This window comes from Ochrobactrum teleogrylli (genome assembly GCF_037482325.1).
GTDB classification, from domain to species: Bacteria; Pseudomonadota; Alphaproteobacteria; order Rhizobiales; family Rhizobiaceae; genus Brucella; species Brucella teleogrylli.
Genome location: NZ_JBBHKQ010000001.1, coordinates 2,733,604 through 2,759,950 on the forward strand (window position 1 = coordinate 2,733,604; position 26,347 = coordinate 2,759,950).

Below are 26,347 nucleotides of genomic sequence, written 5' to 3' on the forward strand. Positions count from 1 at the left end.
TCTGGTGCGGCATAGCCGTGAATGGTGTGCCGCTCAAATGGAGGCTAAGACCATGAACAGACAACAGGTTCTCACCGAAAATGAATTCGCTCATCTGGGCGAAGGTGAAATTGCCTACGTGCGCAAGATTCGCTCCGACGACCTTGCTCGCAGCTTCCCTGCCCTCCCACCAATCGAGCCGGGCCTTGAGCTCTGGGCCCTCTTTGGCGCAAGCGGTGAGCCTATCGTGCTCTCCGATGTCCGCGCCACCGCGCTGCAAGGCGCCCATGAACACGAATTACGCACGGTGCTGCTTAACTAAAATGGCAGCCCTGTCGAATATGTGGCGATAGCGGCCCGCCTTGTAAGGAAGCCGCTATCGTCCTCATTGCGCCATTGCCGGCATCAGCCGGGCGCGACTTCTCAATCTACTGACACTTGAGCTGCTCTTGCTTGAAGCAGTCATGATACTGCTTCGAGAAATTGAGACTGCTTACCGTGTTGAGCTTCGATAAGCGCTTGCTTACAAGTCGCCTGGGCATTCTTGAAGCAAGCCTCCCTCGCATTAGCCAGCGCGGAACCGGAAGGCCTTCACTTTGATGTGCCCAATTGTATTGCCTCAACCGAGCACAGAGTGCCGATATGTTTGACACAGTCACGATGTTCCTGCGAAAACTGATCCGAATGTCTTTTATTGCACATTTCAACCGCTTTATTGATGCACGCCATCCTGTCCACAGCCAAAGCAGCATTTGAAATAGATAGCAACGAAATCAATGCAAAAATTACTTTTCTCAATTTATTCTTCCTTAGTATAATTAATCTAAATTACTTTCCAAATCCGGGACAGAGAGGCAGATTTTCCATTAGACAATTATGATAATTAGGATTGAATTCTAGTAAATCGCTCCCGTGCTTCGCGGTACATTCTTTGACGACACGCTCTACGCACTCCGCCTTAGTTTCTTCAGCTAGGGCGGAACCGGAAAACACAATCGTAACAATAAATATTGAAATAGATTTCTTCATGTAATTTGTCCTGGTTATGAAATTTACACGTTCCGTTTACACGAATGTCATCAATTGCATAATCCATATATTATATTAGCCTAATAATACTAGCGATGACGCCGAAATACAAAAGCCGCCACTCTGTCCGAGTGACGGCGTTACCAAAATGATTTACCGGAATGCTTCTGTTTTGACGAAATCGTCAGAACCGCTCCGTATATTTGCTTTCTGGCATTTCTGAACGCAAAACCGTTACACACTTCCTTTTGAAAAGCGCCGGTACGAACAAATCCGGCGCTCCAGTTCTTGTATTTGAAGCACAATCTGTCGAGCCGCGTTCACGCCGGTCGGATTATGCTTAGTGGCTCAGGCGGCGTTGGACGCCGGCTGGGCTGTCAAAAATGAATAGAGCGCCTGTGCATCATGGGTGCCTCGCAGCTTGGCGACCATATCCGGGTCGCGGAGCATACGCGCAATGCGCGACAAGGCTTTCAGATGATCGGCCCCGGCATTTTCCGGAGCCAACAGCAGGAAAACGAGATCGACAGGCTGATCGTCCAGCGCCTCGAAATCAACCGGCGTTTCAAGGCGCGCGAAGATGCCGGCAATCTTGCCGATATTCGCCAGCTTGCCGTGTGGAATGGCCACACCGCTGCCCACCCCGGTTGAACCGAGGCGTTCACGCTGGAGAATTGTTTCGAAAACTTCACGCTCAGGGAGACCGGTCAGTTCCGCAGCCTTTTCAGACAAAATCTGCAAAAGCTGCTTTTTGGAGCTGGCTTTCAGCGCGGGGATAATCGCCCCCGGCTGAATCAGATCACTAAGATCCATTCTCTCCGTTCCTTCTTCAATCAGACCGTTTGCGGCCCGGTTTTGGGAAGCGCACGCAACCACCCATAAATGGGCTCGCCCTTCACTGGCGATAACGCGTAACGTGCGCTTCGGGTTTGCCGTCAGACGCGAGGCGCGGCCTGGCGGGTAACCGTCGATGGGTCAACCCAGCCGATATTGCCGTCCGCTCGACGGTAGACGATGTTTACTTCATCATTGCCCGCGTTCCGGAAAACCAGAACGGGATTTTCAATCAGATCAAGCTCGACCACCGCCGAAGCCACCGACATGGTGCGCAGGGCGACGGACGTTTCCGCCACAATGGTTGGCGCATAATCGGCCGGAAGCTCCTCCTCTTCCTCCGGCAGCGGTGCCATAACACGATATGCCACGTCGTCATAGATCGCATTTGGCTGGGTAGCCGTACGCGACTTCAGACGGCGCTTGTAGCGCCTAAGGCGGGTTTCGATCTTGTCCGCTGCCGCATCAAAAGCCAGCTGCGGATCCTGCGCATCGCCAGTGCTTTGTAGCGTCGCACCACTGTCGAGGTGCAATGTACAATCCGCACTGAATCGTGAACCGGACTTCGTGACCGTTACCTGCCCGGAAAAGCCATGATCGAAATATTTGCCGACCGTTTCATTCACCCGATCCACGATCCGGGTTGTGAAAGCTTCACCGACGTCCATATGCTTTCCAGATACACGCAGAGTCATTGGCACACCTCATTTGCGTTACACCACAGGGCTTAGTCTAATCACAAGGCAAGCGAAGCGCAAAGCGAACCGTCATCAAAGATGGCTTTCATCCTACGGGTTTTTCAGCCTTGATCCAGATCGCCGGTCAGAGCCTTGAAACACCTTCGAAATCCACGCTTTTCCGGTTTAAAACCGGTCAAACGGCACCCCGAACATCCCTTGTCTTATGCAACGCCCCAAACGCGTGATCGTTGCCCTTTCTGCTAAACTGCCTTTCCTTTAAGCAATCGGACATCCACATTCTCTTTCAGAAAAAGCCGATGCATATTTCGTGCCACATACGCATAAGGCCGCAAAACCGAAGAATTCCGGCTTTTTCGGGCCAGCGTCGCAGCGCGAGCGGGGCTTCTATTGATTGAAACGGCGCTTGTCAATTGGTCCTCCTGCCAGTAGGCCAACTCGAAGCGCTGCCGGTTCTCACGATCATCATCGATTTTTTCTGATCGTGCGGTGCTTCAAGTTCAAAATTTCAGAGCATTCTCCTGGGGCTTGAACTGGTCGAAAACGCTCTGGAGGTACAATCGTCTATTCCAGGCCACCGGGGAACCGGTGGTTTAAACAGTTGTTTTGACACACATCTTTTCCGAAAACTGCTTCGCGTTCCGGGATGCGTTCTAAGAAACAGAAAGCTTGGCTTTCTTTTCACGCCTGCGCTGAACCGATGAAGCAATATTCATCGATTCCCGATATTTTGCGACCGTTCTGCGCGCAATATCCACACCGTCCTTCTTCAACGCATCAACAATTGCATCGTCAGACAGCACATCATCGGGCTTTTCGGCGTCGATCATCTGGCGAATACGATGCCGCACGCTTTCAGAAGAATGGGCGTCACCGCCCTCCGAAGAGGCGATGGAAGCCGTGAAAAAATAGCGCAATTCGAACACGCCGCGCGGGGTTTCCATGAACTTGTTGGCGGTCACGCGGCTGATGGTGGATTCATGCATGCCCACCGCATCGGCGACCATGCGCAGGTTCAAGGGCTTCAGGTGGGTCACGCCGTGGCGCAGAAACCCGTCCTGCTGGCGCACAATTTCCTGCGTCACCTTCAATATGGTTCGCGCGCGCTGATCAAGGCTGCGCACCAGCCAGCTTGCCGTCTGCATACAGTCGGCCAGAAACGTCTTTTCCTCAGCCTTCACGGAAGCGCTCACTTCCCCATAATATTCGTTGTTGACGATGAGCCTCGGCATGGCCGCCGGATTGAGTTCAATCGCCCAGCCGCCGTCACGCGAAGGCGTCACCACCGCATCCGGCACGATGGCGTCGGCCACCGCGACCTCGAACAAAGCGCCGGGCTTCGGGTCCAGCGTGCGGATTTCAGACAGCATGTCGAGAATGTCAGCCTGATCAACCCCACAGAGCTTTTTCAGCGTCGCAAAATCCCGTCGCGCCAAAAGGTCGAGATTGTCCACCAGCGCTGCCATGGCTGGATCGAAACGGTCTTTCAGGCGCAGCTGAATCGCAAGGCACTCGCGCAGATCGCGTGCAAAAATTCCAGGCGGATCAAAGCTTTGCAGGATCGCCAGCACCCGTTCGACCTCCGAGGTCTCGACGCCGAGATTTTGCGCCAGACCGATAATATCGCCCCGCAGATAGCCGCTTTCGTCCAGCGCATCGGCAAGAGCCATCGCGATGAAACGGTCGGAGGTTTTCGGAAAGGTCAGGGCAATCTGCTCGCCCACAAAGTCAGCCAGCGAGACCCGGCTCGCCGTCACCTGATCGAGATCATATCCGCCACCGCTGCCGCCACTATAGGCGTCGAGGGTCGACGATTTCCACTGGGCGGCAAGGTCTGGATTGATCTCGTCATAGCGCCCCGGATCATCGGGAAAGATATTCTCCAGCGAGCTGTCGAAGGTGGTGGAGAGATTTTCAGCTGCGTCCGGCGCGTCGGTCTTGAACCAATCCGCCTGCGCTTCGTCGAAGGCCCCATCATCCGTTCCATCATCACTTGCGGCAGAACGGTCATCATCCCGCGCCGCGTCAGCGCCGGAAAAATCATCATTCGCTGCCTCTATTCTGTCCAGCAGCGGATTTTTTTCGATTTCCAGATCGAGAAAATGTTCAAGCTCAAGATGCGTCATCTGCAGCAGTTTGATCGACTGCATCAGCTGAGGCGTCATCACCAGCGATTGTGACTGACGAAAATCGAGCTTAGGCGACAGAGCCATACGATGCGTTAATTCCCCCTGCGAACGACTGGTCGACCGAACCCTGAGCCGCTATTTTCAGCCGATCTTTCTGACCGGCGCTTCTTCCCGATCAAAACTGGTATGAACCTTGCTTGTCAATTCAGAATGTGCAGTTTTGGGACAAATGAGGAAAATAGTCGCAATATTGACGGTTTTTTTAGAGCGGCTGTAACGGAGCCAGCTTTAAAAGACCCGAAAGCCGAAGCTTTCGGGCCAGATTATTGTGTCGTCATGGAAAACTTAGAGCGTGAACTGATCGCCAAGATAGAGACGACGGACGTCAGGATTGGCGACGATCTCGGCCGGGCGGCCATGAGTCAGCACCTGACCGGCATGGATGATGTAGGCGCGATCGATCAGACCGAGCGTTTCACGCACATTGTGGTCGGTGATGAGAACACCGATGCCGCGACTGGTCAGATGGCGCACCAGCTGCTGAATATCCGAAACCGCGATGGGATCGACGCCCGCGAAAGGCTCATCGAGCAGCATGAAATTCGGGCGCGAGGCAAGCGCGCGCGCAATTTCCAGACGGCGGCGCTCGCCGCCCGACAGCGAGATGGCGGGCGCCTTGCGCAGATGCGCGATATGGAACTCTTCCAGCAGCGCGTCGAGTTCGGAAGCGCGCTTCTTGCGGTCCTTTTCGACCACTTCAAGCACGGCCTTGATATTGTTCTCGACCGAAAGGCCACGGAAAATCGAGGCTTCCTGCGGCAGATAGCCGATACCAAGACGCGAACGGCGATACATCGGCATGGATGTCACGTCGAAACCGTCGATTTCGATAGAACCGGCATCGGCTGGAACCAGACCCGTCACCATATAGAAACAGGTGGTCTTGCCCGCACCGTTGGGGCCGAGGATGCCAACCGCCTCGCCAGCGCGCACGCCAAACGACACGCCATTGACGACCTGACGGCCACGATAGCTCTTGCAGAGGCCGCGCGCGACCAGCGTGCCTTTCAGGCGCGCCGTCTTGCCCGGCTGTGCTGGCATGGCGCCATGAGGTTCACCCGAAGAGCCGACACTCTCGGCAACCGCTTGCGGCTCGCCGTCTTTCTTGTTCCAGAACAATCCCACACGTGCTCCGGTCAGTTCTGCTTGGGCGCGGCACCGCCCTGCTGTTGATCCTTCGGCGCCATGATGATCGACACGCGGCCCTTGCTGTTCGCGCCGCTCTTGCAGCTTTCGACATTGGCGCGGCCCGTATCGAGATGCGCCGTCAGCTTGCAACCGGTGACGACATTGTCACCATCCGTCAGAACGACCTTCGAGCCTTCGAGAATCATGATCTGGTTTTTTGCGTCGTAACGACCGGTATCGCCGGTCGCGACCTGCGTGCCCGACTTCAGGTAAACCTTGCCGGATATATCGATGTGATCGATGCTCGACGAATCAAGGCCACCGACACCGGCGCTTGCCGGTTCCTTCGGGGCTTCGCCGTCCTTGGCCGCCTTGTTGTAATAGACAGTCATCAGACCTGCCTTCAACAGCGCGTCGCCCTGCGCCACAGAAACATTGCCGGTGAAAACCGCAACGCCTTCCTTGTCGCGCATTTCCAGCTTGTCGGCATCGATCTTGACCGGTGCCTTGCTGTTGGAAAGCTTGAGGCCGTTCACTGCGCCGCCTGCGGCTTCCTGTGCGGAAGCGGCAAAAGGAGCGGCAACGATGCCAAGCGCCAGAACTGCGAATCCTGCCCGCATCGTGCGAGCCATAGTGCCCTTGATCATCTTGCCCGTCTCACGTTCCATAAATTCAGTCCCCGAATGCAGGCGTCATGATGTAAACAACCTGCCTCCAGATGCAACATTAAGCACTTTGACGCCAAATGGGAACATAAGGCTTTGCAAAATGCGTATAAAAAACAAATCCGCGCCAGGCCCGAAAATGGGGCTGAACGCCGGATATGCCGTTCTTTTGCACCCGGTCAGGGCGCCTTGTTTCCCGAAACCACGCTGCCGTCAACGGTCATCTGAACGCGGTTCTCAAAAATCAGAACCTTGCCGTTGTCCTTGACCTGCATGGTATCGGCCAGAATATGCGTATTTCCGCTGCGAATATCGACCGGCTTGTCGGTTGTGATCTGCCCGCTCTTCAGATTGACATCTGCCGAACGCATCACCGCACGCAAACCTTCATTCGTGGTTACGACAAAGTCCTTATCAAGTTGCAAACGACCATTGGCATTATCGTAAATGCCGGAGGCCGCCTCGACCTTTGCCGTGCCTCTTTCACCGACCGGCAGTTCCGCCTGAATGCCTTCCAGGGTGATGACGCCGCTATTTTTGGCATCCTGCGTCGCCTTGGAGGCGGTCATCGAATAGGGCTTGTTGTCCTTGGTGTAACCGTTGAGATGCGGGCTGGCCATGACGAGCTTGCCGTTCTCGCCGCCCGTATTCATCTCGACCTTGATCGGGGTCGCTGGCGTTGCCAGAAATGTGTACCAGGAAAACACCGCCGCAAGCGCGACGGCCGCGACCGGCAGGGCGGTTTTCAACACCCGCACCCGGATCGAATGGCGCTGCGCGGCATGAAAAAGCGACTCGGCCTTCTGGGACGCACCAAAACGCACGCCGCCCTTGCCGCGCCCGGAAGGGGCTGCGGTCTGCGCAACGGGGCTGTTTGTGGTGTCGGTTGTCATGACGTCCTTCAGATAATCCACGGCACTCAATTCAAGAAACTTCCGGTCAATAAACTTACGGTCGAGAAACACCCACCCAGAAGACAGGCGCACGCCCGATGTAAGGTCCATTCCCTGCAATCAATAGGCGCTTTTTCATTTTAATATGGTTTATTTGGGATAATTTGATCGGATGCTCAATAGCAAGAAGGCGACACAAAATATCGCACCTGCCTCATAATGAAAGACAAGCACGTCTATCCCATTGATATTTCATCACAATCAGCACCTACCTTAATTAGGTAGAATGCTAATCAACTCTTTGATACCACAAATTGCTCTTGAATTACAGCGCGTCGCAGGGCCGCTAAACTTGCAAATGAGCCCGGTTTTTTGACCAAAGACAGAATCTTTCGTCCCCATGTCATGACAATGCAGTTGTGCAGCACTATCTCTTTGAAATCTGTAGCAAGATCGAAGCTCTTGCCGCCCGACTGAATTGGGGGCACAAAGATCGCCAGAGTTTTCAGGATCGCCCCTCGGGGCCGGTCATATTGATAAAGACGATTGGATGGACAAAAATGGCCCAGGACGCCGAGGCACTGATCGAAAGACGAAAGCTGCGCCGCAAGCTGACCGTCTGGCGCGTGGCTTTTCTGCTTCTGCTCGCCGTTCTGATCGCCGGTTTCGCCTCATGGTCGATGCGCGGCGCCAATCTCACCCAGCCGCATATCGCCAAGGTGCGCATCGAAGGCACCATTTTCGAGAATGAGGAGCTTCTGAAGCGTCTCGACCGGATCGCCAAGAACGATGCGGTGAAGGGCGTGATTCTGGTTCTCGATTCGCCCGGCGGCACAACGGTGGGCGGCGAAGCGATTTTTGAAGCCGTGCGCAAGATCGCCGAGAAAAAGCCGGTCGTCACGCAGGTCGGCACGCTGGCGGCGTCTGCCGGTTATATGATCGCCAGCGCTTCGGACCATATCGTGGCGCGGCAGACCTCCATCGTCGGCTCCATCGGCGTGCTGTTCCAGTATCCCGACCTTTCCAAGCTTCTCGACACAATCGGCGTCAAAGTCGAAACCATCAAATCCGCGCCGCTGAAAGCGGAACCCAATTATTTCAGCCCGGCCAGCGACGAAGCCAAGGGCATGATCCGCAACATGATCATGGATTCCTATGCCTGGTTCGTGGACATTGTGGAAAAGCGCCGCTCGTTTACGCATGAACAGGCGCTGGCGCTCGCCAATGGCGCGGTTTTCACAGGCCGTCAGGCGCTGGAGAAAAAACTTATCGATGGGCTTGGCGGTGAGGACGAAGCCGTGGCCTGGCTTGGCACCAAGGGCGTTTCCACCACCTTGCCACGCCTTGAATGGAAGCCGGTCAACTCCGAAACGGGTTTTTCGCTGCGCGATCTCATCATCCATGCCGGTGCGCGGCTGATCGGTCTACCGCAGGAAGCCGATAGTATGCTCAAGGGGATAGCAAAGGATCGCATCTTTCTTGACGGACTTCTCTCGGTTTGGCACGTTGACGGAACGCCAGATGCAAATTCAGCAAACTAACAATGTCCGGCGTCAAGGCCTGACAGCACATAACAGGAAACAGGGGTAAAGCCGTGATCAAATCGGAACTCGTTCAGATTATCGCCAGCCGCAATCCGCATCTCTTTCAGCGCGATGTCGAAAACATCGTCGGCGCGGTTTTCGACGAGATCACCAATGCACTCGCGGACGGTAACCGCGTCGAGCTGCGTGGCTTCGGCGCTTTCTCGGTCAAGAACCGCCCCGCCCGCAGTGGTCGCAACCCGCGCACCGGTGAAACGGTGGATGTGGAAGAAAAGTGGGTTCCCTTCTTCAAGACCGGCAAGGAGCTGCGCGACCGTCTCAACGGCGCCGTCTGATAGAAGATCATGCTGGCAAAACGTATTGTCGCAATCGTCATTCTGGTCCCGCTCGCGGTCATTCTGATCGCGCTGTCGGTTGCCAATCGTGCGTCCACGATCCTGACGGTTGATCCGTTCAATCCGGGCAATCCGGCCTTGTCCTACAGCGCGCCGCTGTTCGTCTGGCTGTTTGGCGCGCTGCTCGTCGGCGTGGTGATCGGCTCTGCGGTGACCTGGTTGACGCAGGGCAAGCACCGTCGCCGCGTTCGTGACAGCAAGCAGGAAGCAGCCCGTCTGCTGGAACGTGCAGAAGCCGCCGAGAGGCGCAACACATCGGTCGCGAACACCTGAAACGCCCCTTCTTCGCAAGCCCGGAAGCGAAACTTCCGGGTTTTCCGGTCCTGAAAAGGCCTGCGCACGGGAAAGAACGTCGTTTTCCCCTTCCACACCGGCCTTGTTTATCCTACCTAGACCGCAATCACTGTGATTGGAGTTTCGGGTGAAAGCGCCAAAGGGAAAAGGCAAAAAGCCGTCGGGTGGCAAACAGGATCGCGGTTTTGAACGCGCGAAGCATGATGCGCCGCGTCATGAAAACAAGTTTGAATCCGCCAATCCGGGTAAAGGCCAGGCGTTCAAAAAGCCGCGCCCGCAATTTGCCAAGGCAGCGCCAAAGCCGGTAGCCGCCGAAGAACGCGAACGTCCCGCCGCCCCGCAGCGCGAAATCAAGCCCTATACCGGCCCTCGCCCGGGCGAGAAACTCCCGGTCATCCTCGAAACAGAACCGTCCGCCGATTATGCGCTGCTCGACAGCGGCAACGGGCTGAAGCTTGAGCAATACGGTCCCTACCGCATCGTTCGCCCGGAAGGTCAGGCGATCTGGCTGCCCAGCCTGCCGCAAAAGGAATGGGATCAGGCCGATGCGGTCTTCACCGGCAATACGGACGAGGAAGGCATCGGACGCTGGGCGTTCCCGAAAGTGCCGCTCGGCGAAACATGGCCGATGCAGCATGACGGCATTTCCTTCCACGGTCGCTTCACCTCTTTCCGCCATGTCGGCGTATTTCCCGAACAGGCCGCGCACTGGTCTTTCATGGATGGCCTTATCCGCGATGGCGTGAAATCCGGACGCAACGTGAAGGTGCTGAACCTGTTCGGCTATACGGGCGTTGCCTCGCTGGTTGCAGCCCGCGCCGGTGCGGAAGTCACTCATGTGGACGCGTCGAAAAAAGCCATCATCTGGGCGCGCGAAAATCAGGAAATGGCGGGCCTGTCGGACAAGCCGATCCGCTGGATTTGCGAAGACGCGATGAAATTTGTGGCGCGCGAAGAACGCCGTGGCAGTTTCTACGACATTATCCTGCTTGACCCGCCCGCCTACGGGCGCGGACCGAGCGGCGAAGTCTGGCAGTTGTTCGAGCATCTGCCCGCCATGGTCGATACGTGCCGTTCGATCCTGACGCCGAAGCCGCTCGCCGTGATCCTGACCGCCTATTCGATCCGCGCATCGTTTTTCGCGATTCATGAGCTGATGCGCGACCGCTTCACCGGCCTTGGCGGCACAGTCGAATCGGGCGAACTTATTCTGCGTGAGCGTTCTGCTGGGCGCGCGCTTTCAACATCCATGTTCAGCCGCTGGGTAGCCAAATGAGCCGTAACGACGATTTTTCCAGAAACAGCGGTTCGCGCGGTGATCATTCAGGTGGGCATTCGAAAGTCGGTCAGGTGAAGGAAGTCACCAGCCTGACCAACCCGATCGTCAAGGATTTGCGCTCGCTGGCGCTGAAGAAATTCCGCGATCAGCAGGGCGTGTTCCTCGCCGAAGGGCTGAAGCTCGTCATCGACGCGCTGGAGCAGGACTGGCGCATCAAGACGCTGGTTTTCGCCAAATCCGGCAAGGGCAACAAAATGGTCGAGCAGGTCGCCGCCCGCACCTTCGCCAAGGGCGGACTGGTGCTGGAAGTGACCGAAAAGGTGATTGCCGCGATCACCCGCCGCGACAATCCCCAGGTGGTGGTTGGCGTTTTCGAACAGCAATACCAGCCTTTGGCAAGCCTCAGGCCCAAGCACAATGATGTTTATATCGCGCTCGACCGCGTGCGCGATCCGGGCAATCTCGGCACGGTCATCCGCACCGCCGACGCAGTCGGGGCAAAAGGCGTCATCCTGATCGGTGACACCACCGATCCCTATTCGCTCGAAACCGTGCGCGCCACCATGGGGTCGGTCTTTTCCGTACCGCTCTACAAGACGACGGAAAATGACTTCCTCAACTGGCGCAAGGGTTTCTCCGGTCTGATCGTCGGCACGCATCTGAAGGGCGCTGTCGATTACCGCACCATTCCCTATGCCAACAAGCCCGTCGTGCTGATGATGGGCAATGAGCAGCAGGGCCTGCCGGACAATCTCGCCAATGCATGCGACAAGCTTGCGCGTATTCCGCAGGCAGGCCGCGCCGATTCGCTCAATCTCGCCATCGCCACCGGCGTCATGCTCTATGAAATCCGCCGTGAGGCGCTTACCCTCGGCGAAAGAGGTTAGTCATGAAGCGCCACGCGGTTCTGTCCTCGCTTTTCGTCGTCATTCTCACGGTTCTGATTGATCAGGGCGTCAAGCATCTGGTCGAAACCCGCATGGACTACGCCCAGCAGATCGACCTGCTGCCGTTTCTGGCGCTGTTTCGCACGCATAATGAAGGCATCGCCTTCTCCATGCTCGCCGGGCTGCACGATTGGGGTTTGGTGGCGTTGACAGCTGCGGTCATCGTCTTCGTGCTTTATCTCTGGTGGACCAATGCGCATGACCGCGTCTTTGCGCGCTATGGTTTTGCACTGGTGATCGGCGGCGCCATCGGCAATCTGATCGACCGCGTGATGCATGGCTATGTGGTGGATTATATCCTGTTCCACCTGCCGACATGGTCGTTTGCTGTCTTCAATCTTGCCGACACCTTTATCACCATCGGCGCGGCGCTGATCATTCTGGAAGAATTCCTCGGCTGGCGGCGCGAACGCGCTGCCCGATAAGCCACTCATATGCCCCTCAATATATTGCGGGCACCCGGGTAACTTGATCGTTATTGGGCTTTCGCATAACGTGAAGGCTGTAATTTTAAAGACTTTTGAAGGGGATAAGCGGCGCCCAGCCGAAATGACACATTGGTGACACGCTTCTGTCATCCTCACGTAGCACTCGCTCTCTAGTACGTCGGCCAGATGCAGTTCAGGCTGCGCCGCCGACCTATAAATGAGAAGGCCAATTCCACTGCCTAATCGGTGGGAAAAGGTTCAGGAATACGTGAATAGACAAATCAGGAGCGAATCATCATGACAGTACTGCTTGGAATGGGCCAGCAAATCATTGATGATACGGTCATGTCAGGCTTAGAAGCACAACAGGCGCTATTCGCAACCGGTGAAGACCCGATCGTTCTCGGACGTATCGGCTCGCTGGAAGTGCGACTTGCAAACTCCCGTGAGGCCATCGAGGCCGCGCAGGAACTTCGGTTCCGCGTGTTCTTCGAGGAAATGGGTGCGCGCAAGGAATCCATCGAGGCCGTGGAGCTTCGCGATGCCGACCGTTTCGACACGATCTGCGATCACCTTCTCGTCTATGACACGGCCCTGCCAGTCCCCGAGCACCAGCAGATCGTCGGCACTTACCGGCTGATGCGCAGCGATCAGGCCGACAAGGCGCTCGGTTTCTATTCGGCGGATGAATATGACGTGCAGCGCTTGGCGCTGTCCCGCCCCAATCTCAAGCTGCTTGAGCTTGGCCGCTCCTGCGTGAAGGCGGAATATCGTTCAAAGCGCACCGTCGAGCTGCTGTGGCAGGGCGCATGGGCCTATTGCCGCCGCCATTCGATTGACGTCATGTTCGGCTGCGCTTCGTTTCATGGCGCGGTTCCTGCCGCCCACGCGCTCGGCCTGTCGTTCCTGCACCAGAATTGCCGCGCCACGCCCGACTGGGATGTGCGCGCACTGCCGCATCGCTATCAGGCCATGGACCTGATGCCGAAGGAAGCGATCAACAACAAGGTTGCGCTGTTCTCCATGCCGCCACTGGTCAAGGGATATCTGCGCCTCGGCGCGATGATCGGCGACGGCGCGGTGATCGATGAGGCCTTCGGCACAACCGATGTGTTCATCATCCTGCCGATCGAGCGCATCTCCAGCCGCTACATTACTTACTATGGCGCAGAAGCCAATCGGTTTGTCTAAACTGGATCTTTCCCCTCGCCCTTCGAGACGGCCCTTCGGGCCTCCTCAGGATGAGGGAAACCATCCAGAACCGGTCACGCTTTTCCGGCCAGTTCCTTCAGCTTGTAGATCAGGTCGAGCGCTTCACGGGGCGTCAGCTCGTCGGGACTAATCTCGGCCACCGCTTTTGCCAGTTCGCTGTCCTTTGCTAAAGCCTGCGGCTTCGGCTTTTCCTGTTGCAGCACAACGGAGAAGAGCGGCAGATCGTCGATCAGTTTGTCGGCTTTGCCGGATGTTTCGCCAGCTTCCAACTGGTGCAGCACATCACGCGCGCGGTTGACGACTGCTTCCGGCAGACCGGCCAGCCGTGCCACCTGCACACCGTAAGAGCGGTCGGCAGCACCCTTGGCCACTTCATGCAGGAAGACGACATCATTGTCCCATTCCTTGACCCGCATCGTGACATTGGAAAGCCGCTCCAGCTTTTCCGAAAGTGCGGTCATCTCGTGGAAGTGAGTCGCGAACAAAGCCCGGCAGCGGTTCTTCTCATGCAGATATTCCACCGCTGCCCAGGCGATGGAAAGCCCGTCGAAGGTGGCAGTGCCACGACCGATCTCATCGAGGATGACCAGCGAACGTTCGCCCGCCTGATTGAGGATTGCCGCCGTTTCCACCATTTCGACCATGAAGGTCGAGCGTCCGCGCGCCAGATCGTCGGAAGCGCCGACGCGGCTGAACAGCCGGTCCACCACACCAATCTGCGCGGCGCCCGCAGGCACGAAGGAACCCATCTGGGCGAGGATCGCGATCAGCGCATTCTGGCGCAGGAAGGTCGATTTACCGCCCATATTCGGCCCGGTCAGCAACCAGATCGCGCCATTGCCAGCGTCGCTTTGCGGCGAGAGATCGCAATCATTGGCAACAAATGGATTGGCCGCCTGACGGCGCAGCGCCTGTTCCACCACCGGATGGCGACCGGCCACGATGTTAAACGACAGGCTGTCATCGACCATCGGGCGGCAATAGCCCTGTTCCTCGGCCAGCACGGCAAGCGCTGCCGAAACGTCGAAGACCGAAAGAGCGGCAGCGGCAGCGCGAATCGCATCGGCATGAGAGACGGCTTCCGCCGTCAGTTCTTCAAAGATGGCGAGCTCGATAGAAAGCGCGCGGTCGGCGGCATTGGCGATCTTGCTTTCAAGCGCGGCCAGTTCCGTCGTCGTGAAACGCATGGCATTGGCCATGGTCTGACGATGGATGAAGCGCCCCTTGGCGGCATCCGTATCGGTCATCGCGCCGGAATTATTCGCCGTCACTTCGATGAAATAGCCAAGCACATTGTTGTGCTTGATCTTCAGCGACTTGATGCCGGTTTCCTCGATATAGTCAGCCTGCAAACCGGCGATCACCCGGCGGGACTGGTCGCGCAAGGCGCGCATTTCATCAAGTTCGGTGTTGTAGCCCTCGCGCACAAAACCGCCGTCACGCTTCAACAGCGGCAGCTCGTCGGCCAGCGCCCGGTCGATATGCACGGCGAAAGCCGCAGGCATGGCGTCGAGCGCATCCCGCGCCGCAGCCAGCTCTTCCGGCAAAAGCGCGCCTTCCAACAGCGAGACCAGCGTGCCCGCTGCCTCAAAACCGCGCTGCAACGCGCCCAGATCACGTGGACCACCGCGCCCCACTGCCAGACGCGACAGCGCGCGCGGCATGTCGGGCACGCCTTTCAGCTCTGCCCGCATTCCGTTGCAAAGCGTCTGCTCGCTGAGAAAGGACGACACGGAATCAAGCCGCAATGCGATTGCCTTGGGATCGGTCAGCGGCGCGGTGAGCCGCTCCGCCAGAAGCCGCGCCCCGCCGCCAGTGACCGTGCGGTCGATGGATTTGAGCAGGCTGCCATCGCGATTGCCCGACATGGTGCGCACCAGTTCCAGACTGGCGCGCGTGGCGGGGTCGATGAAGATCGTGCCGCCTTCATGCTCGCGCTCCGGCCGCATCAGCGGCGGGCGTTCAGCAATCTGCGTCTTTTCGATATAGGCGATGGCGCCGGAAATGGCCGATAGTTCCGAGCGGCTGAACTGGCCGAAACCGTCCAGCGTCGCCACATCGTAATAGCGCTGGATGCGCGCCTGCGCAGCCGCACTGTCGAACAGGGTTGCCGGCTGCGGTGACACCGCCTTGCCGACCAGATCGAAGGCCGGGCGCAATTCGGGATCGTGAAACGCCGTATCGGCCACCACCAGCTCGCGCGGATCGACGCGCATGATATCGGCAAAAAGCCGCTCTTCCGTCGTTTCCGCCACGCGGAATGTGCCCGTGGAAATGTCGATCCAGGCAAGCGCCAGCGCGCCGTCTCCCTTGGTGCGGCCAAGCGCCATCAGGAAATTCGCCTCAGACGGGTCGAGCAGCTTTTCCTCGGTCAGCGTGCCGGGCGTCACCAGACGGATCACATCGCGGCGCACCACGGATTTAGAGCCGCGCTTTTTGGCTTCCGCCGGGTCTTCCACCTGTTCACAGACGGCGACGCGATAGCCCTTGGCAATGAGCTTTTGCAGATAATCGTCGGCGGCATGGACGGGCACACCGCACATGGGAATGTCTTCGCCCAGATGCTTGCCGCGCTTGGTCAGCGTGATGCCAAGTGCGCCCGACGCTTCCACCGCATCGTCGAAGAACAGCTCGTAAAAATCACCCATGCGATAGAACAGGAGCGAATCAACATTCGCCGCCTTGATCTCGATATACTGCTCCATCATGGGCGTGAGGCGAACAACCGTCTCCTGTGCGGCATTTTCTTCCGCTTCCGGCTTGTCGTTTTCGCCCCGCACGTCCATGCTATAAAACCTTATTTTGTTGCGTGTTTTGCACGACCAGCGTTATTAAATTACGCATTCGTTCGTTTTTGAATGAATAACTATTCCCAAAAGCGCTGTTTACACATTTCCAGACTGGCGCTATCGAATGCGACCGCACAAGATTCCGGAGGGAACATGCCAGTCTCGACGCCGAAGGGCAACACGCCAGAACGCACACCCACAGCCAGTGAGAAAGAAGCGCTCGACTTTCACGCGCAGGGCCGCCCCGGCAAGCTGGAAATCAACCCTACAAAACCGATGACCACCCAGCGCGACCTGTCGCTGGCCTATTCGCCGGGCGTGGCCGTGCCGGTCAAGGCCATCGCGGAAGACGCCGCGCGCGCCTATGACTATACGGCCAAGGGCAATCTCGTCGCCGTCATTTCCAACGGCACCGCGATTCTCGGCCTCGGCAATCTCGGCGCACTGGCGTCGAAGCCGGTCATGGAAGGCAAGGCCGTTCTGTTCAAGCGCTTTGCCGATGTCGATTCCATCGATCTTGAAATCGATACGACCGATATCGACGCCTTCATCAACGCCGTGCGCTATCTTGGACCGTCGTTTGGCGGCATCAATCTGGAAGATATCAAGGCGCCAGACTGCTTCATCATCGAGCAGCGCCTGCGCGAGCTGATGGACATTCCGGTTTTCCACGACGACCAGCATGGCACCGCGATCATCGCTGCCGCCGGTCTGATCAATTCGCTGCATCTGACCGGACGCGACATGAAGACGACCAAGCTCGTCTGCAATGGCGCAGGTTCCGCGGGCATCGCCTGTATCGAGCTGATCAAGGCCATGGGCTTTGCGCCGGAAAACATCATCCTGTGCGACACCAAGGGCGTCGTCTATCAGGGCCGTGAAGAAGGCATGAACCAGTGGAAATCAGCGCATGCGGTCAAGACCGACCGCCGTTCGCTGACTGATGCGCTGAAAGATGCGGATGTGTTCTTCGGCCTCTCGGCCAAGGGTGCCCTGACCGAAGAGATGGTGCGCGCCATGGCGCCCAATCCGATCATCTTCGCGATGGCCAATCCCGATCCGGAAATCACCCCGGAAGAAGTCGCCCGCATTCGCGATGACGCCATCGTCGCCACCGGTCGTTCGGACTATCCGAACCAGGTCAACAATGTGCTTGGCTTCCCTTACATCTTCCGCGGTGCGCTCGACGTGCGCGCCACGACGATCAACGACGCGATGAAGATCGCCGCCGTCAATGCGCTGGCGGAGCTTGCCCGCGAAGACGTGCCGGACGACGTGGTCGCCGCCTATCAGGGCAGCCGCCCGCGCTTCGGCCCGAGCTATATCATTCCGGTGCCGTTCGATCCGCGTCTGCTCGCTTCCGTTTCGGCAGCCGTCGCCAAGGCCGCGATTGAAACCGGCGTAGCCGGTCACATCATCACCGACCTTGAAGGCTACAAGAGCGAATTGTCGGCGCGACGCGACCCGATCGCCTCGACGCTGCGCGGGATTTACGAGCGTGTGCGTCGCCAGCCAAAGCGCATCGTCTTTGCCGAAGGTGAAGAAGAGCAGGTCATGCGCGCCGCCGTTTCCTATGTGAATCAGGGGCTAGGCACGGCCATTCTCGTCGGTCGCGACGAGCGCATCAAGGACACTGCCAAAGCCGCAGGCATGGACCTCGACCGCCCCGGCATCGAGATCATCAATGCGCGCCTTTCCAGCCGCAATTCGGCCTATGCCGACTATCTCTATGAGAAATTGCAGCGCAAGGGCTATCTGGCGCGCGATTGCCACCGCCTCATCAACAATGACCGCAATCATTTTGCGGCTTGCATGGTGGCGCTGGGCGATGCCGATGGCATGGTGACGGGCGTGACCCGCAACTATGCAGTCGGTCTGGAAGATGTGCGCCGCGTGGTCGATTCCAAGCCGGGCCATCGTGTGGTTGGTGTTTCCATCGCGCTCTGCCGTGGTCGCACCGTGTTCATCGCGGATACCGCCGTGCATGAAAAGCCGACTGCCGACGAGCTTGCCGATATTGCGGTGGAAGCCGCAGGCATGGCGCGTCGCATGGGCTATGTGCCGCGCGTTGCGCTCACCGCCTTCTCGACCTTCGGTCATATGGGCGGCGAAAGCTCGGCCCGCATTCAGGAAGCGGTGCGCATTCTCCACACGCGCCATGTCGATTTCGAATTCGACGGCGAAATGAGCGCCGATGTGGCGCTGAACCCCAAGCTGATGGAACAATATCCGTTCATCCGCCTGTCGGGTCCCGCCAATGTCATCGTAACGCCAGACAATCATTCGGCGTCGATTGCCGCCAATATGTTGCAGGAACTGGGCGGCGCGACCATTATTGGCCCGCTTTTGGTCGGTCTCGACAAGCCGGCGCAGATCGTCAGCATCGGCGCGAAGGATTCCGATATCGTCAATATGGCGGCTATCGCCGCCTATAATGCGACGAACTGAAATATTAGCGAATAATAACAAACAAGGCCGGGGAAACCCGGCCTTTCCTTTTGCATATTCATCCATTGTAAAAGCCGCTATAGGATAGTCTTGTCACAGCAATTCCTTTCCCGAAAAGCCGGACCTGCAAGCCGCATGAGCGCACACGACCTGAAGCTGGAAGAGATCGTCAATCCCGAAACGCTCCGTCGCAAGCTCAATGAGCTGGCGGATTCGACGGACGAAAGCTATACGAGCCTTCCGGTGCGAAAGGTGGTTCTGCACGCGCTGAAAGATGCGCTGGTGCGCGGTCGCGCCAATGCGGAAGGGCTGCTAATGAAGGATGGCGGCGGCACGCTGTGCGCCCGACGCCTCTCCTATCTCATGGACACGCTGATTGAGGCGCTGTTCGAATTTGCGACCACCAAGGTCTATCCGATGGTCAATCCGTCCAAGGCGGAAAATATGGCCATCGTCGCGGTCGGCGGCTATGGGCGCAACGGACTGGCACCGGGTTCCGACATCGACCTTCTGTTCCTGCTGCCCTACAAGCAGACGCCGTGGGGCGAGCAGGTCGTCGAATATATGCTTTACATGCTCTGGGACATGGGGCTGAAAGTCGGCAACTCGACACGCAATATCGATGAGTGCATCCGGCTGTCGCGCGAAGACATGACGATCCGCACCGCCATTCTCGACGCGCGTTTTCTCACCGGCAACAAGGATCTGTTCACCGCGCTCGTCTCCCGCTTCGATGAGGAAATCGTCAAGGATACCGGGCCCGAATTCATCCAGGCCAAGCTTGCCGAACGCGACGAACGCCACCGCAAGGCAGGCGAAACGCGCTATCTGGTGGAGCCCAATGTCAAGGAAGGCAAAGGCGGCCAGCGCGATCTGCATACGCTGTTCTGGATCGCCAAATATTTCTATCGCGTCAAAACCAAGGAAGAGCTGGTCAAGCTCGGCGTGCTGTCACGTGCCGAATTGCGCATTTTCAACAAGGCGGAAGATTTTCTCTGGGCTGTGCGCTGCCACATGCATTTCGCCACGCTGAAAGCGGAAGAGCGCCTTTCCTTCGACATTCAGCCGGAAATCGCCCAGCGCCTTGGCTATACCGCGCATCCCGGACAGAACCATGTCGAGCGCTTCATGAAGCATTATTTCCTCGTGGCCAAGGATGTCGGCGACCTGACCCGCATCATCTGCGCCGCGCTGGAAGAGGAACAGGCCAAGCATGTGCCGGGCTTCAACCGCATTTTCCTCACCTTTTCGCGCCGCAAGCGCAAGCTTTCGACCGATGGCTATTTCGTTTCCGAAAACCATCGCATCAACACCGCGCGCCCCGACGTGTTTTCGGAAGATCCGGTCAATATCATCCGCATCTTCCAGCTGGCCGACAAGCATGGGCTGGAGTTTCACCCGGAAGCGATGCAGCAGCTGACCCGCTCGCTGAAGCTTATCAATGCCGATCTGCGCGAGAACCCCGAAGCCAACAAGCTGTTCCTCGACGTTCTGACATCGCCGCGCAATCCCGAACTGATCCTGCGCCGCATGAACGAATCCGGCGTGCTGGGCAAGTTCATCCCGGATTTCGGCAAGATCGTCGCCATGATGCAGTTCAACATGTATCACCACTATACGGTGGACGAACATCTCTTACGCTGCATTGCCGTGCTGTCGGAAATCGAGCATGGCGAACTGGAAAACGAGCATCCGCTTTCCAACCATCTGATCACCACGATCAAGCGCGACCGCAATCTGCTCTATGTGGCACTTCTCCTGCACGATATCGCCAAGGGTCGCCCGGAAGATCATTCGATTGCCGGTGCCCGCATTGCCCGCAAGCTTTGCCCGCGCTTCGGCCTCTCCCCTTCCGAGACGGAGACGGTGGAATGGCTGGTGCGCGAACATCTGACCATGAGCATGGTGGCCCAGTCGCGCGATCTCAACGACCGCAAGACCATCATCGACTTTGGCGACACGGTGCAGACCATGGAACGGCTGAAGCTGCTCCTGATCCTGACCGTCTGCGATATCAAGGCCGTCGGCCCCGGTGTCTGGAACGGCTGGAAGGGCCAGCTTCTGCGCACGCTTTTCTATGAAACCGAACTGGTGCTGACCGGCGGTTTCTCCGAGCTTTCACGCGCCGACCGCGACCGGCAGGCCCGTGAAGCGCTGGCCGAAAAGCTTTCCGACTGGCCAACGCCTGAGCGCGACGCCTATCTTGGCCTGCATTACATCAATTATTTCCTGACCGTCAGCCTAGACGATCAGGTGCGCCACGCCCATTTCATCCGCGAAGCCGACCGGGCGGGCCGCGCCCTTGCCACCATGGCCAAGCCACAGAGCTTCGAAGCCGTGACGGAAATCACCGTTCTTGCGCCCGACCATCCGCGCCTCTTGTCGATCATCACCGGCGCCTGCGCTGCCGCAGGCGGCAATATTGTCGATGCGCAGATTTTCACCACCGGCGACGGACGCGCGCTCGATACGATCCTGATCAGCCGCGAATTCGATCTGGATGAGGATGAACGCCGCCGCGCCGAGCGCGTGGGCAAGGTGATCGAAGACGTGCTTTCCGGAAAGGCGCATCTGCCCGACGTGCTGGCCAAGCGCACCAAGCCGAAGAAGAACGCCAAGGCCTTCACCGTGGAACCGCGTGTTGAGATCAACAACACGCTGTCGAACAAGTTCACCGTCATCGAAGTGGAAGGTCTGGACCGTCCCGGCCTTTTGTCGGAACTGACTGGCCTTATTTCCGACCTTTCGCTGGATATTGCTTCGGCGCATATCACGACCTTCGGCGAAAAGGTCATCGACAGTTTTTATGTAACGGACCTCGTGGGTCACAAGATTTCAAACGCCACCCGCCAGGGCAATATCCGGCGCAAGGTTCTTGCGTTGCTCAGCGGTGAAAACGGCAGCAAGGCCAATGGCCGCTCGTCGCAGGCAGCATAAGTTAGGTTTCTCAAAAGCATGAGTCTGGTCAAAAAGTTCGCCACGGTGGCATCCGGCACGCTGATGAGCCGCATATTCGGCTTCACCCGCGAGATGTTCATGGCGGCAGCGCTCGGCACCGGCCCGGTGGCCGATGCTTTCAACGCAGCATTCCGCTTTCCGAACACGTTCCGCAGGCTTTTCGCCGAAGGCGCATTCAACTCGGCCTTCGTGCCGCTTTTCGCCAAGGAAATCGAAAACAACGGCATGGACGGCGCCCGCCGCTTCTCCGAAGAAGTGTTCGGCGTGTTGTTCACGGTGTTGCTGTTCATCACCATCGTGATGGAAGTTTCGATGCCCTTCATCGTGCGCACCGTTATTGCGCCGGGCTTCATGGACGATCCGGTGAAGTTCGACAACACGGTGCGGCTCGCCACCATCATGTTCCCCTATCTCGCCTGCATGTCGCTGGCGGCGATGATGGGCGGCATGCTCAACTCGCTGCACCGCTATTTCGCGGCAGCGATAGCGCCTGTCTTCCTCAACATCATCCTGATCGGCGTTCTGGCCTTTGCCTGGTGGCGCGGTCATGATCCATTGACTGTCGGCTACGGCCTGTCCTGGGGCGTCATGGCGGCAGGTCTGGTGCAGCTCGCCATCGTCTGGCTCGCGGTGCGCAATGCGGGCATCAAGATCGGCTTTCGCCGTCCGCGCCTGACTGCAAACGTCAAGCGGCTGCTGGTGCTGGCGCTGCCCGCCGCAATCACCGGGGGCATCACGCAGATCAACCTGCTCATCAACACCAACATCGCTTCCGGCATGGAAGGCGCGGTGTCCTCACTGGTCTATGCCGACCGCATCTATCAATTGCCGCTGGGCGTCGTGGGCATTGCGGTTGCCACCGTGCTGTTGCCGGAACTGTCGCGCGCCTTGCGCGGCGGCCACATGAAGGAAGCCTCGAACCTGCAAAACCGCTCGGTCGAGTTCACGCTGTTCCTCACGCTACCAGCCGCCGCCGCACTGCTCGTCATGTCGGAGCCCATCGTGCGGCTCTTGTTTGAGCGCGGCAAATTCAGCCCGGATTCCACAATCGTCGTCTCCAACATTCTGGCGATCTACGGTCTCGGTCTGCCCGCTTTCGTGCTGATCAAGGCGTTTATTCCGGGCTTCTTCGCCCGCGAGGATACGCGTACGCCGATGATCTTCGCGGCCATTTCCGTTGCGGTGAATGTTTCGCTTGCCATCACGCTGTTCCCGCGTCTCGGCCCGACCGGCATCGCCACAGCAGAAATCGTGGCTGGCTGGGTCAATGCCGTTCTGCTGTTTGCAACGCTCGTGAAACGCGGCCATTGGGGACAGGATATTCCGCTTCTCACCCGCATTCCGCGCCTGTTGATCGCGGCGGGGGTCATGGCGTTTGGCATTCATTATGCCATCGGCCATTTCGCCTATGAGCTTTCTTCCGCTGCGCCCTTTGTCGTTCGAGCCGGAACAGTCTGCGCCATGGTGATTGCCGCGATGACTGTCTATTTCGGCCTTGCCTTCGGTCTCGGCGGTGCAAATACCGGCATGATCCGCCGCAATGTCAAACGCGGCGCGGTCAAGAAAGAGCCCGAGAGTGACGCATAATTGTCCTTGAAACGCCTCTGCGTCTCTGCGAAAACACGCCACATCATCAAAGCCCCCTGCTCTCCACCGGCAGGGGTTCATTTTTAGGATAGAACCATGAGCACGTTCAAACCGCTTGTCTTCTCCGGCGTCCAACCGACCGGAAATCTCCACCTCGGCAATTATCTGGGGGCGATCAAGCGGTGGGTCGAGGTCCAGAAGACCCAAGAATGCATTTATTGCGTCGTGGACATGCACGCGCTGACCGTGTCGCCCGACCCGGCTGAACTGCTGCAATCCACCCGCGAAGTGACGGCGGCGTTTCTGGCTTCCGGCATTGATCCGCAGAAGAGCATCGTCTTTAACCAGAGCCGTGTCATGCAGCATGCGGAACTGGCCTGGGTGTTCAACTGCATTGCGCGCATCGGCTGGATGAGCCGCATGACCCAGTTCAAGGACAAGGCTGGCAAGGACCGCGAAAATGCTTCGCTCGGCCTCTTTGCCTATCCGAGCCTGATGGCTGCCGACATTCTGCTCTATCGCGCCACCGCCGTGCCCGTTGGCGAAGACCAGAAGCAGCATCTGGAACTGACCCGCGACATCGCCCAGAAGTTCAACAATGACTATTCCGACCGCATTGCCTCGCTTGGCATCGGCGTGGATATGCAGGTGGGCGACGAGAAGGTTTCGGGCTTCTTCCCGCTGACCGAACCGATGATTTCGGGTCCGGCTATGCGCATCATGTCGCTGCGCGACGGCACCAAGAAAATGTCGAAATCCGATCCGTCGGACCTGTCACGCATCAATCTGATCGACGACGAAGAAACGATCACCAAGAAGATCCGCAAGGCCAAGACCGATTCCGATGGCCTACCATCGGAACTGGATGGTCTGTCCGGTCGTCCGGAAGCGGACAATCTGGTCGGAATCTATGCGGCTCTCGCCTCACAGTCGAAGGAAGATATCCTTGGGGAATTTGGCGGACGCCAGTTCTCGGAATTCAAGGCGGCACTGGCCGAACTGGCCGTGACGAAGCTTTCGCCGATCACCCATGAAATGCGCCGTCTGGTGGCCGATCCGGCCCATATCGACAGCGTTTTGCGGGATGGCGGCGAGCGCGCAGGTGTGATCGCCGAGAAGACCATGCGCGATGTGCGCGACATTATCGGCTGGTTGCAGAACTGATTTTCAGCATGACTAACAAGGGCGACTGTTTTTTAGCGGTCGCCCTTGTTTTTGTGAAATTGCCTGCTGTTCAGGGCCATAGCAAACAATGCTGGCTTGCGGGCGGCCAATCCTGATGGCAAATTGCGGCCATGGTATCCAAACGACTAAGCCGGGAATCCGGTCACCGACGCAAATTTCTCGCCGTCATTGATGAAACGCCCGAATGCGGGCGCGCTGTCGCCTATGCCGCACGCCGTGCCAAAAACACGAACGGCTCGCTCATTCTGCTTTTCGTTATTGATGACTCCGATTTCCAGCAAATTTTGGGCGTCGGCGAAATCATGCGTGCCGAAGCGCAGGATCGAGCTCGATCCGCCCTGGAAAAATTCGCAGCCGTGGTGCGCGAAGATCAGGGTATCGAACCTGAACTCAGCATCCGTGAAGGCCAGACAGCGGAAGAGTTGCTCAGCCTGATCGAGGAAGACCAGGACATTGCCATTCTGGTTCTCGCCGCCGGTTCCGGCAAGGAAGGCCCCGGCCCTCTCGTGCAATCGCTGGCTGGCCGCGCCCAGTTTCCCATCCCCGTCACCGTTGTTCCCGCAGGGTTGACCGATGACGACATTGATGCGGTGACCTGACGCAACAGTTGCATTCTTCGTGATGCCGGGCTGCAAAGAGCAATTTTGAGTTTTGCGTTCGCATAATCTGATCCGAAAAGTCTGCAACTTTTCGGGATTATGCGAGGCTTCCGGTGCTCACGTACCTTTAAATACGTTCCGCTCCGGTACTCGAAAATCACTCTTTTCGCCACGGCCTGACGAATTTGCAACTGTTGTGCAATCACCCTATATTGATAGCAACTGAAACGCGCCTGAGAGCGACAGCCCTTGTTTCTGCGCGGTTTCGCTATTATTAGAACAGTTCCAAAATTGAAAGCGGAGAACTGGCATGTTCATCCAGACTGAAACCACGCCCAATCCGGCGACCCTGAAGTTTCTGCCCGGGAAGGTGGTCATGCCGGAAGGCACCGCCGATTTCCGCGATGCTTCATCCGCCGGCAACACGTCGCCGCTGGCAGCCAAGCTGTTCGCCGTTCCGGGCGTTACCGGCGTTTTCTTCGGCTATGACTTCATTACCGTCACCAAGGACGATGGCGAATGGCAGCACCTGAAGCCTGCAATCCTCGGCACGATCATGGAGCATTTCATGTCGGGCGCCTCGGCCATGGCTGACAACTCCAATGCAGACGCCGCAGCCGCTCATGGAGATGAAGAATTCTTCGATGAGGCCGATACCGAAATCGTCGAAACCATCAAGGAACTGATCGAAACCCGCGTTCGCCCTGCCGTTGCGCAGGATGGCGGCGACATCACTTTCCGTGGCTTCGAAAACGGCACCGTGTTTCTCAACATGAAGGGCGCCTGCTCGGGCTGCCCGTCGTCGACCGCGACGCTGAAGCACGGTATCCAGAACCTGCTTCGTCACTTCGTGCCGGAAGTGCAGCAGGTCGAACAGATCTGATCGGTCTCACAAACTGAAATCTGAAAAACGCCGGGTCGCCAGACCGGCGTTTTTTTATGAAAGCGCCGCGCTCAACGCCGTCCTGGCGCATATCGTATATTAAGTATAAGCGATATCATCGTACTTATCGTGTACCAAACTATGGCGATTGCAGCGCCCCGTAAAAAGTATAGATTCACTCATGTTTCAAGAAAGAGGACATGATGTTTCATATACCGATCGGCAGTTCAGACTTGGAAGAACTAAAGGAGGCGTATGGATACTTTATGCACTCCGTTTCAGATGTCATTCTGCAATATGCAGATATATTTCCCGCACTGCTCTGAAAACAGACTTTAAACTATTTGAAAATAAGTTCGGCGATACACGATCACCACTTTAATG

At 57.6% G+C, this 26,347-nt stretch carries 21 protein-coding genes; 14 read left to right on the forward strand and 7 right to left on the reverse strand.

The features are described 5' to 3' along the window. Positions 1-37: 37 nt before the first annotated feature. Entirely contained in the window at positions 38-301 is a 264-nt protein-coding gene (locus WIX40_RS12855; protein WP_371830795.1) for a BQ00720 family protein, read from the forward strand. A 1,055-nt stretch (positions 302-1,356) separates the two neighbouring features. Here the strand turns inward: WIX40_RS12855 and ptsN are convergent. The 6 genes from ptsN to lptC all read right to left on the reverse strand — a co-directional run bounded on the left by ptsN (position 1,357) and on the right by lptC (position 7,415). Further along, the gene (gene ptsN, locus WIX40_RS12860; RefSeq protein WP_078339638.1) at positions 1,357-1,821 is read right to left on the reverse strand and encodes a PTS IIA-like nitrogen regulatory protein PtsN; all 465 of its coding nucleotides are present in this window, start codon (positions 1,819-1,821) and stop codon (positions 1,357-1,359) included. Between the two features lie 122 nt (positions 1,822-1,943). After that, positions 1,944-2,537 carry a ribosome hibernation-promoting factor, HPF/YfiA family gene (gene hpf, locus WIX40_RS12865; protein WP_109368185.1) on the reverse strand — a complete coding sequence of 198 codons (594 nt, stop codon included), beginning with the start codon at positions 2,535-2,537 and terminating at the stop codon, positions 1,944-1,946. 656 nt (positions 2,538-3,193) lie between these two features. Continuing rightward, positions 3,194-4,753, reverse strand: coding sequence for an RNA polymerase factor sigma-54 (gene rpoN / locus WIX40_RS12870; protein ID WP_339440082.1), 1,560 nt, complete (start codon positions 4,751-4,753; stop codon positions 3,194-3,196). 261 nt (positions 4,754-5,014) lie between these two features. Next, positions 5,015-5,854, reverse strand: a complete 840-nt coding sequence (gene lptB / locus WIX40_RS12875; RefSeq protein WP_109368183.1) for an LPS export ABC transporter ATP-binding protein — start codon at positions 5,852-5,854, stop codon at positions 5,015-5,017. 11 nt (positions 5,855-5,865) lie between these two features. Further along, on the reverse strand, positions 5,866-6,525 hold the full coding sequence (locus tag WIX40_RS12880; protein WP_109368182.1) for an LptA/OstA family protein: 660 nt from the start codon (positions 6,523-6,525) through the stop codon (positions 5,866-5,868). 176 nt (positions 6,526-6,701) lie between these two features. Next, positions 6,702-7,415: an LPS export ABC transporter periplasmic protein LptC gene (lptC, locus tag WIX40_RS12885; protein ID WP_109370146.1), complete on the reverse strand. Its 714-nt coding sequence runs from the start codon at positions 7,413-7,415 to the stop codon at positions 6,702-6,704. Positions 7,416-7,975: 560 nt separating this feature from the next. On the opposite strand from lptC, the gene sppA reads away from it, so the two are divergent. The 7 genes from sppA to olsB all read left to right on the forward strand — a co-directional run bounded on the left by sppA (position 7,976) and on the right by olsB (position 13,493). Then, positions 7,976-8,956 carry a signal peptide peptidase SppA gene (sppA, locus tag WIX40_RS12890; protein ID WP_339440083.1) on the forward strand — a complete coding sequence of 327 codons (981 nt, stop codon included), beginning with the start codon at positions 7,976-7,978 and terminating at the stop codon, positions 8,954-8,956. A gap of 53 nt (positions 8,957-9,009) precedes the next feature. Then, positions 9,010-9,294: an integration host factor subunit beta gene (locus WIX40_RS12895; RefSeq protein WP_061344837.1), complete on the forward strand. Its 285-nt coding sequence runs from the start codon at positions 9,010-9,012 to the stop codon at positions 9,292-9,294. Positions 9,295-9,303: 9 nt separating this feature from the next. Continuing rightward, positions 9,304-9,627 (forward strand): lipopolysaccharide assembly protein LapA domain-containing protein, encoded by a 324-nt coding sequence (locus WIX40_RS12900; protein ID WP_121537120.1) that lies wholly within the window; start codon positions 9,304-9,306, stop codon positions 9,625-9,627. A gap of 148 nt (positions 9,628-9,775) precedes the next feature. Next, positions 9,776-10,924, forward strand: coding sequence for an RsmD family RNA methyltransferase (locus WIX40_RS12905; RefSeq protein WP_109368179.1), 1,149 nt, complete (start codon positions 9,776-9,778; stop codon positions 10,922-10,924). Then, positions 10,921-11,814: a TrmH family RNA methyltransferase gene (locus WIX40_RS12910; RefSeq protein ID WP_339440089.1), complete on the forward strand. Its 894-nt coding sequence runs from the start codon at positions 10,921-10,923 to the stop codon at positions 11,812-11,814. The genes WIX40_RS12905 and WIX40_RS12910 overlap by 4 nt, the downstream gene beginning before the upstream one ends. Before the next feature lie 2 nt (positions 11,815-11,816). Then, the gene (gene lspA, locus WIX40_RS12915; RefSeq protein ID WP_109368177.1) at positions 11,817-12,299 is read left to right on the forward strand and encodes a signal peptidase II; all 483 of its coding nucleotides are present in this window, start codon (positions 11,817-11,819) and stop codon (positions 12,297-12,299) included. Positions 12,300-12,599: 300 nt separating this feature from the next. Next, complete coding sequence (gene olsB, locus WIX40_RS12920; RefSeq protein ID WP_339440091.1) at positions 12,600-13,493, forward strand: l-ornithine N(alpha)-acyltransferase; 894 nt, start codon at positions 12,600-12,602, stop codon at positions 13,491-13,493. Between the two features lie 74 nt (positions 13,494-13,567). On the opposite strand, the gene mutS is transcribed toward olsB, so the two are convergent. Then, entirely contained in the window at positions 13,568-16,300 is a 2,733-nt protein-coding gene (mutS, locus tag WIX40_RS12925) for a DNA mismatch repair protein MutS (protein WP_339440092.1), read from the reverse strand. Between the two features lie 156 nt (positions 16,301-16,456). On the opposite strand from mutS, the gene WIX40_RS12930 reads away from it, so the two are divergent. The 6 genes from WIX40_RS12930 (at position 16,457) to WIX40_RS12955 (ending at position 25,963) form a co-directional block, all read left to right on the forward strand. Continuing rightward, positions 16,457-18,751, forward strand: coding sequence for an NADP-dependent malic enzyme (locus WIX40_RS12930; protein WP_109368175.1), 2,295 nt, complete (start codon positions 16,457-16,459; stop codon positions 18,749-18,751). Between the two features lie 135 nt (positions 18,752-18,886). Continuing rightward, the gene (locus WIX40_RS12935; RefSeq protein ID WP_109368174.1) at positions 18,887-21,688 is read left to right on the forward strand and encodes a [protein-PII] uridylyltransferase; all 2,802 of its coding nucleotides are present in this window, start codon (positions 18,887-18,889) and stop codon (positions 21,686-21,688) included. 18 nt (positions 21,689-21,706) lie between these two features. After that, positions 21,707-23,296, forward strand: coding sequence for a murein biosynthesis integral membrane protein MurJ (gene murJ, locus WIX40_RS12940; protein ID WP_339440094.1), 1,590 nt, complete (start codon positions 21,707-21,709; stop codon positions 23,294-23,296). 96 nt (positions 23,297-23,392) lie between these two features. Beyond that, a complete protein-coding gene (gene trpS / locus WIX40_RS12945) occupies positions 23,393-24,460 on the forward strand; it encodes a tryptophan--tRNA ligase (RefSeq protein WP_109368172.1) in 1,068 nt (355 codons plus the stop codon). Between the two features lie 131 nt (positions 24,461-24,591). Then, entirely contained in the window at positions 24,592-25,080 is a 489-nt protein-coding gene (locus WIX40_RS12950; protein ID WP_171316817.1) for a universal stress protein, read from the forward strand. Positions 25,081-25,390: 310 nt separating this feature from the next. Continuing rightward, a complete protein-coding gene (locus WIX40_RS12955; protein WP_121537108.1) occupies positions 25,391-25,963 on the forward strand; it encodes a NifU family protein in 573 nt (190 codons plus the stop codon). Positions 25,964-26,347: the final 384 nt, after the last annotated feature.